This is a genomic window from Trichlorobacter sp., assembly GCF_030247655.1.
Taxonomy (GTDB): domain Bacteria; phylum Desulfobacterota; class Desulfuromonadia; order Geobacterales; family Pseudopelobacteraceae; genus Trichlorobacter.
The window spans coordinates 1-7,452 of the sequence record NZ_JAOTRZ010000143.1 but is presented as its reverse complement, the minus strand read 5'-3'; the positions used below and the strand labels follow the sequence as shown (position 1 = coordinate 7,452).

At 52.2% G+C, this 7,452-nt stretch carries 7 protein-coding genes; all 7 read right to left on the bottom strand.

From position 1 onward, the window contains the following. Positions 1-936 (bottom strand): methyl-accepting chemotaxis protein (locus OEL57_RS11735; RefSeq protein ID WP_300740719.1); only part of this gene is annotated, 936 nt, incomplete at its 3' end. Between the two features lie 167 nt (positions 937-1,103). Beyond that, on the bottom strand, positions 1,104-1,316 hold the full coding sequence (locus tag OEL57_RS11730; RefSeq protein WP_300740718.1) for an Os1348 family NHLP clan protein: 213 nt from the start codon (positions 1,314-1,316) through the stop codon (positions 1,104-1,106). Between the two features lie 194 nt (positions 1,317-1,510). Further along, on the bottom strand, positions 1,511-2,875 hold the full coding sequence (locus OEL57_RS11725; RefSeq protein ID WP_300740717.1) for a sigma-54-dependent transcriptional regulator: 1,365 nt from the start codon (positions 2,873-2,875) through the stop codon (positions 1,511-1,513). Then, the gene (locus OEL57_RS11720) at positions 2,872-3,981 is read right to left on the bottom strand and encodes an amidohydrolase family protein (RefSeq protein WP_300740716.1); all 1,110 of its coding nucleotides are present in this window, start codon (positions 3,979-3,981) and stop codon (positions 2,872-2,874) included. The genes OEL57_RS11725 and OEL57_RS11720 overlap by 4 nt, the downstream gene beginning before the upstream one ends. A 170-nt stretch (positions 3,982-4,151) precedes the next feature. Continuing rightward, positions 4,152-4,451 carry a hypothetical protein gene (locus OEL57_RS11715; RefSeq protein ID WP_300740715.1) on the bottom strand — a complete coding sequence of 100 codons (300 nt, stop codon included), beginning with the start codon at positions 4,449-4,451 and terminating at the stop codon, positions 4,152-4,154. Between the two features lie 12 nt (positions 4,452-4,463). Next, on the bottom strand, positions 4,464-5,606 hold the full coding sequence (locus tag OEL57_RS11710; protein WP_300740714.1) for a hypothetical protein: 1,143 nt from the start codon (positions 5,604-5,606) through the stop codon (positions 4,464-4,466). A 182-nt stretch (positions 5,607-5,788) separates the two neighbouring features. Beyond that, positions 5,789-7,405, bottom strand: coding sequence for a pyridoxal-dependent aspartate 1-decarboxylase PanP (panP, locus tag OEL57_RS11705; RefSeq protein ID WP_300740713.1), 1,617 nt, complete (start codon positions 7,403-7,405; stop codon positions 5,789-5,791). Positions 7,406-7,452: the final 47 nt, after the last annotated feature.

Sequence of the window (7,452 nt, the reverse complement as noted above, 5' to 3'; positions counted from 1 at the left end):
GGTGCCAGCCATCTCTTCGCTGGCAGTGGCCACGGTACCGGTCTGGGCAGCAACCTCTTCAGCGCCGGTGGCGATCTGTTCAGAGGTGCTGTGCAGCTGGGTAGAAGCAGAGGCGATACCGGCAGAAATCTGGACGGTTTGACCAACCAAGGTACGCAGACTCTGAAGCATATTGGACATGGCCTCTTCAAGCTGACCAACTTCATCCTTTGAATTTATTGTGACCTGAGCCGTCAGGTCGCCTTCCGCAAGGCGCTCAGCAACTTTGACCGTAGCGGATAAGGGAACCGTTATCATACGAGAGATGACTACCCCCAGAAAAATGGCCAAAACAGCCGCCACGGCACTCACTCCTATCAACAGCTTTGTGGCAACAGAAACGGTCTCATCATTATGCTCAGCAGTTAACTTTGCCTGCTTTTTTTTGGAATCAACCAGCTGATTAAGTAAATCCTGCTCGTGCATAGCAGCCTTAAAGGCATCGCCATGCATTAAAGACTTGGCTTCAGCATCTTTACCAGCATTATCCAGCTCAAGAATCTTATCAATATAGCCGCCATATACCTTGCGAGATTCATTGAACTCATTAAATGCCCTGCGCCCCTCCTCTGTCAGAAGCGTTTTTTCGACCTTTTCTGCATGTTCAGTCATATCCTGACGCAGTTTTTTGATGTTATCCTCATACTTCTTGCGTTCAACCGGATCGGTTGTCTCTACTACATCACGCAAGTTGATCCGAGCCCGCTGGAAGTCAACGGAAATAGCACCCAGATCTCCCAAAGGCACTGTCATCTTTTCATACATCATGTCAGAGTCTTGATCAATTTCAACAACCTTAATGACGCCAATAGCACCCACCACCGCTGTAATAATGGCAACCGTAATAAAACCAGCAACCAGCTTCACCCCAACTTTCAGATCTTTGAACCATTGCATATAGAACCTCCGCTCATTAAATATTTATTTTTCCCTAACGCTACCTGTAGAACAAAACATTTTTAGTTACAGCACCATAGCTGATTGAACATCAGCGTGACAACAAGGTGTTCACCCTACAAACGCTTAAAAAAATCATTATTTTTTTCACATAAAAGAGTTGTATCCTATCCACTGAAACGTTTGAGAGTGGTATCAAGTCTTGCAGCAACCATCTCAAGCCGTATCAGATCCTCAAGCTTGATCGCCTGTTGTTCTTTTTCGCTTAACAGAAATCCCTCCTCTTCCAGAAGATCCTCAAATGCCACCATTGCCCGTCGCCGAAAGCGGTCATCGGTAACTAATCGACCTAAAAACTGTTCCACGGCTTCCTGTGACATACTATCCTCCCTTTTTGTTAGGACCTGCTGCCCCGTTCAGGAACAGTAGCAAGGTATTTACACAGGTAATTGCAGCCAGCATGCCAAACATCACATCATGTAATTTAAGGTAGTTACAAAACAAAAAAGCTCCACACTGTACCCATAGGGGACAGTGTGGAGCCAGAGGGCACACTTTTCCGCAATAACGCGAGCTAGGTCCGGTAAAAATTCTTCCGTGCAATCCCCAACAGCTTGGCAGCCTGCGATTTATTACCGCCACACCGTTCCAGGGTGATGTCTAAAATCTGGTTTGTCAGGGCAGCAAGAGAAAGCTGACCAGTTGGCAACTTAAGGGCATAGTTGGTAAACACGCCATCCCCAACAATCGCTTGATCTGATGATACCGATGTAAGACCTAGGTGCTCCGGCCGAATAAGTTCACCATCAGTCAGGATGGCTGCCCGTTCAAGACAATTCCTCAGCTCCCGTACATTACCTGGCCAAGGGTAGACAAGCATCATTTCCATCGCCTTCTGCGAAATACCGGGCAACGATTTACCCAGATGCTGACGCAGTTCACCCAGGGCATGCTCACATAACAGCGGTATATCATCCCTGCGCTCCCGCAACGGTGGAATGGTCAACGGAAAGACATTGATACGATGATACAAATCCTCTCTGAAGCGCCCACCTGCCACCAGTTCCGCCAGATTACGATTAGTGGCTACAATAACGCGGCATTCTGCCGGACAGCAGGTATTGCTCCCAACCTTTTCATAGACACGCTCCTGCAGCACCCTCAGCAACTTGGCCTGAAGTGACAGCGGCATATCTCCAATCTCATCCAGCAGCAACGTACCACCACGAGCAGCACTAAACTTTCCATCCCGATCACGGTCAGCGCCGGTATATGCACCACGCACATGGCCAAACAGCTCACTTTCCAGCAGATGTTCCGGTACAGCCGCACAGTTGACCGCCACAAAACGGTTCGGCTGAGCGTCGCTTGCAAAATGGATCGCCCGTGCCAGGACCTCCTTGCCAACGCCACTTTCACCGTAGATCGCCACTGTGGTAGCCCGTGCCGCAGCAACACGGGCGGCAAGGGACAGGGTCTGCTTCATGGCTGGACTAACGGTTACGATACTCTGAAAGGTATAGCGTTCTTTCAGCAGTTCACGGATCTGTCTATTTTCCTGAACCACACGATGATAATCAAGGGCCTGCTGGATGGTTATTTTCAAAAGATCAAGATTGAACGGTTTCTCCAGATAGTCGTAAGCGCCTTGCCTGATCGCCTCAACAGCGCCGCTGACACTGCCATCTGCGGTTACCGCAATAAACGGTGTACCAGGAAACCGTTTCAGCACCTGCCCCAGCAGTTCCATGCCATCCATAACCGGCATCACCATATCCGAAAGCACCAGATCAAACGGCTGTTGCTCAAGCAGCTGCACAGCCTCATGGCCATTCAAGGCGGTTACGGGAGAGCAGCCCTCTTGTTGCAGGATGCTCTCCAACATCGCCAATGACAGCGGATCATCATCAACAACCAGTATAACCGGCTTCTTTTTCACGGATCAACTCCGCTATCAGTCGAGCAGCTAAAACCGTCAATTCCTGTCAAAACCCCATTAAGGTAGACCGCATTAACCCTGCCAACTTCCAGCAAACGATCAGCAGTACAGCCACCATCAAGCTGCAACACCTGGAAATCAGCTCGCATACCGGTCTCCAACGAACCGATATGATCGGCCAGCCCGATCCCGGCCGCACCGCCACGTGTTGCCATCACCAGCAATTCTTCCGGGTCCAACGCCCCTTTGTAGCTATCCAGAGCGAAACGGATCTCATCCCACAGGGAAAGCGAATCATTGCTGGCCAAAGAATCGGTGCCCAGACAGAGCGGAATACCCAGTTTGTTAAAGAGATGCACCGGTGCGGTACCAACCGCAAGACGCTCATTACTGCGGGGACAGAGGCAGATGGCAACACCACGCTCCTTCAGCAGGGCCGCATCCGCCGGAGTCAGCTGCACCCCATGCACTGCAAGAGTTGATGGCCCCAAGAGGCCACCAGCATCAAAGAAGCGGGCCGGTGTGATCCGGCGTGGTGCAGGCAGATAGTCCTGCCAGCCAACCAGCGGATACATCTCTTCTGCCAGCGGACCAGAGGAATCAAATAGCAGATCAGACTCTTCACGGGATTCTGCCAGGTGCAACGAGAGCGGCAGCTGCATCTGGTCTGCAGCAGCGGCAATATCCGGCAGCAGGTTACTGTGCAAGGTATAGGGTGCATGGGGGGAAAGGCCCGGCAACCGACCGCCGTTGACGGCCTTGCTTGCCTCTACAGCCTTGGTTAATCGAGGTTCAAACAGCTGGCGATCCTGGCCGATCAGTTCCAGGTACAACCGTCCACCAATGGCTGACCCTGCATAGGCGGCCAACAGATCCGGCGAGGTCATAATATCGCCGACAGCAGTGGTGCCGGACCGCAGACAGGCATTTATACCGGCCTTGAGTGATGTACGTGTTTCCTCAAGCGTCACACCACGTCTGACCTTGATCATCTGAATAATCCAGTCCACAAAGCGGTGAGGATGATAATCAAGCCCATTCCGCAGACGCCAGGCCGGGAAATGGGTCAACTCAAGATGGGTGTGGGCATTGACGAAACCGGGCATAATCACGCAACCGGGATACTCTGCAGCTGGCTGACCATAACGGGCGATCAGGTCGTTGGCTCTACCGGTTTCCAGGACACGACCATCCCTGACCGCCAGACCACCGCCTGCAACAGGCGGCTGACCCGGATTGTAGAGCCAGGAAGCGGTATAAACGACACTATCAGGTTTCAGAATTTCTCCATCCCTTGCGGGACATCCTGCTCAAGAACCTTAACATACCCGCGCAGCCCCATACATTCCTTCATACGGGCCGAGATCACCTCTTCATTGCCACGTTTATCAAGTTGCTTGGCATACAAGGCTGACTCTTCTTCACATTCAAGCTTATCCTTGGCGAACATGGTCCTGTCCTTGCCCTGCTGGTACCAGACATAGTTTGGAGAGGCGCAACCGGAAGCAATCAGCATCACTACAGCAGCAATAAGAAACAGTAATCCCCTGGCGGCACTAAAATATGATCTCATCATGTTGGCATCTCCCTAAAACTTCTTTTCAATGACAAACTCAACGGTTCCGCCTGTTATACCGCCACGCTGGACATGACACTGGCGGGTAGACTGACATTTTCTGTTGGGGACGTTTTTGCAGGGAAGCTCACCAACAAGCTGAATACAGTCGGTGCAGCCAGGAGGATAAATGCCCGGCTTGTTGTTATCTCCGGATATTGCCTCATTGGGGCCGATGACCTTGACCGACTTTGTCTGGTTCTGGATCGTCCATGCTTCACCCGGCAGATTGATGGACAGAGCATAGCTGACGCCGTTGACAAGGCTTATATTGACCGCCTCAGTAGAGGTGTTGGTAGGGTTAAGAGTAAACTCACCCTGGGTGAAACCGTTAGGTGAGGGGCATGAGGCCTTTTCCGGCCAAAGATGTATGGCGCCGGTCAGGCATTTTTCAGCATCATTGCCGGTCCGTTTTAACTCCACCGACGAATTTTTTTTCACGGTCCCTGTGCACCACCCGGCATTTTTCTCCTTACCTGCCTGCGGGTTCTTGCACCAATCAGTATTCTGAGCGACCCACTGATAGGAGATAATCTTCTCATTATCCGTACAGGCTCCAAGCTCACCAGGTTTCGTCACTGCGCCGGTTACAAACATGAAGGTCACATCATCATCGGTCTGATTGGTGATCTTGATATTAGTTGCGCCGTAGTAGTTTTTCCCCGGCTTCTTGCATGCACCATCACAGCCATTGCTGCAGAGGGTATAGTTGCAGGTGGGATTGTTGGAGGAAGATCCGCAGCCGGGCAGAACCTGCCCCTTATCTTTCTTCTTGCAACACCAGTCATTATTCGGGGTCATCCAGCAAGAGGAACACCACGCCATATCGGCATCGGTACAGATCGGCGTGCTCCCTGAAACGCTTTGAAGCTGTACCGTTGACGCTGACGGTGCTTTGCTTGCAGCTATACACTCAGCAACATGTTTGTCAAACAGCTCCTGATCTCCAGCCTTGTCAAGATTGTAGGTATACTCCGCAGCTTTCTTCTGGCAATCGTACAGGATACGTCGCGCAGCCATATCCGCCTGCTCTGCATACGCTGCCGCAATGCATACCACCGAGACAAGAACCACACAACTGGCCAGAGCAAGAAACCTGAAACCTTTAGATCGCATAGCTGCCCCCTGTCTGATCGAGATACGTGCCACGAACTCGAAGTTGCCAAAACTCTACTGCAGTTTTAGTCACTGTCAAGCCGCTTGCTATTACTGCACCCCAGACAAAAACAGGCGGAAGACCAAAGCCTATCGCCTGTTTTATCACCAGTTACGAAATTTCCATCCGCCGAAAGTACTGACTACCCCTTTATCTGGCGAAGCAGTTCCTGAATCTCCGGCTGCCGGGCAATCTCACACTGCTCAGCCAGCACTGCCACCAGAATCTCGTCAGTGGTGAGCGGATTGGCCAATACACTACGCAGCACGGTAATCTCCTCACCATAGTGCGCCAGACGAAGCCGGGTACGGGAGACAAAGGTCTTGCCTGCCTCACGCTGGTGTTTTTGCAGCAACAGACAGATTTGATCAAGCAGGGCATTGATTCTGGATTGCTCCACAAGATCCGCTGTTTCCAGCTTCTGCTGCACAGCAGCCGGGCAGTAGCGGTAGGTCAGGATATTCAGTTCCGGCTCACTGGTCAGTTCAAAATCAGGATGTTGACGAATCATCTCCGCAAAGGTCCTGGCCCGCTCAATCCCCAGATCAATCAACAGTTCATAACCTTTACGGCCCATGATTGAGAGACCGCCATGCACCAGCAGCGCCTTACCCGGACGTGAACCTTCCAGAGTATGGCTACCCAGATCCTTTGAGCCATGACGCAGGATATAGGCGGCATGATGTTCAATGGCCGATACCGCGGTGGGGTCTTTAAACACCACCATCCCGGCCCCCATCGGTACATAGAGCTGCTTATGGGCATCAATGGTGACTGAATCAGCCCGTTCAATACCTGCCAACAGATGCCGGTGGGTTTCAGAAAACAGGGTTGGCCCGCCCCAGGCAGCATCCACATGGAAATGACAGCCCAGCTCCCGGGCAAAATCAGCCATGGCTTCCAGTGGATCAATATTGCCGGTTTCAGTTGTCCCGGCAATCCCCACCAGTGCCAACGGCCGGATATTCTGGTCCTGCAGACGTCGGCACTCCTGACGCAGGGCCTCCAGATCGATGCGATTATTCTCAGCAGTCTTCACTTTAACCAGGTTGTCACGGCCGATGCCCAGCAGATCGGCAGCCTTGCCCAGCGAGTAATGTCCCCGTTCTGAAACCAGTACCGCGATCCCGTCGATCCCCTTATGCCGCAACGCCTTGGCCAATCCCTCCTGGGCAATGCCACGGAAGGCATCATCCGGCGCAAAGAAACGGTTGCGCGCCACCCAAAGCGCCGTGGTGTTGGCAATGGTGCCGCCGGAACAGAATGTTCCCAGCGCAGCCTGACTGTTATGTATCCAGTGGGGATAAAAATCATCGGGGCAACGGTAGATCAGATGGTGCAGCATGGCCAGCACCTGACGTTCCAACGGGGTAAAGGCCTTGGAGGTTTCCACCTTGACCAGATTCTGATTAAGAGCAGTCATCAATCGGGTCAAGGGGAGCATGAAGTAAGGCAGTGCCGAAGTCATATGCCCCACAAATCCCGGTGCTGCGGTGTGGACCGACTGAGCCACCAGAGTTTGCTTAACAAACTCGGTGTAGTCAGAGACGTAGGTCGGCTCTTCAGGAATAGCAAAGTTGGAGAAGCTGGCTTCAATCTCTTCCAGCGGCCGCTCCATGGCCACAATATGATTTTGCAGAAAACCGGCAACATCACCGGTAATGGCCCTATCAACCGAGCCCAGGGTTGAATCAGGTGCCTCAGGCACCGTAAAGATCCGGTAGAGACTTTCCAGGTTGGCGCGGGCCTTAGTGGGCATTACAGATCTCCCCCCAGTACAGTATTGTACTGGGGGGAGATCTGTAA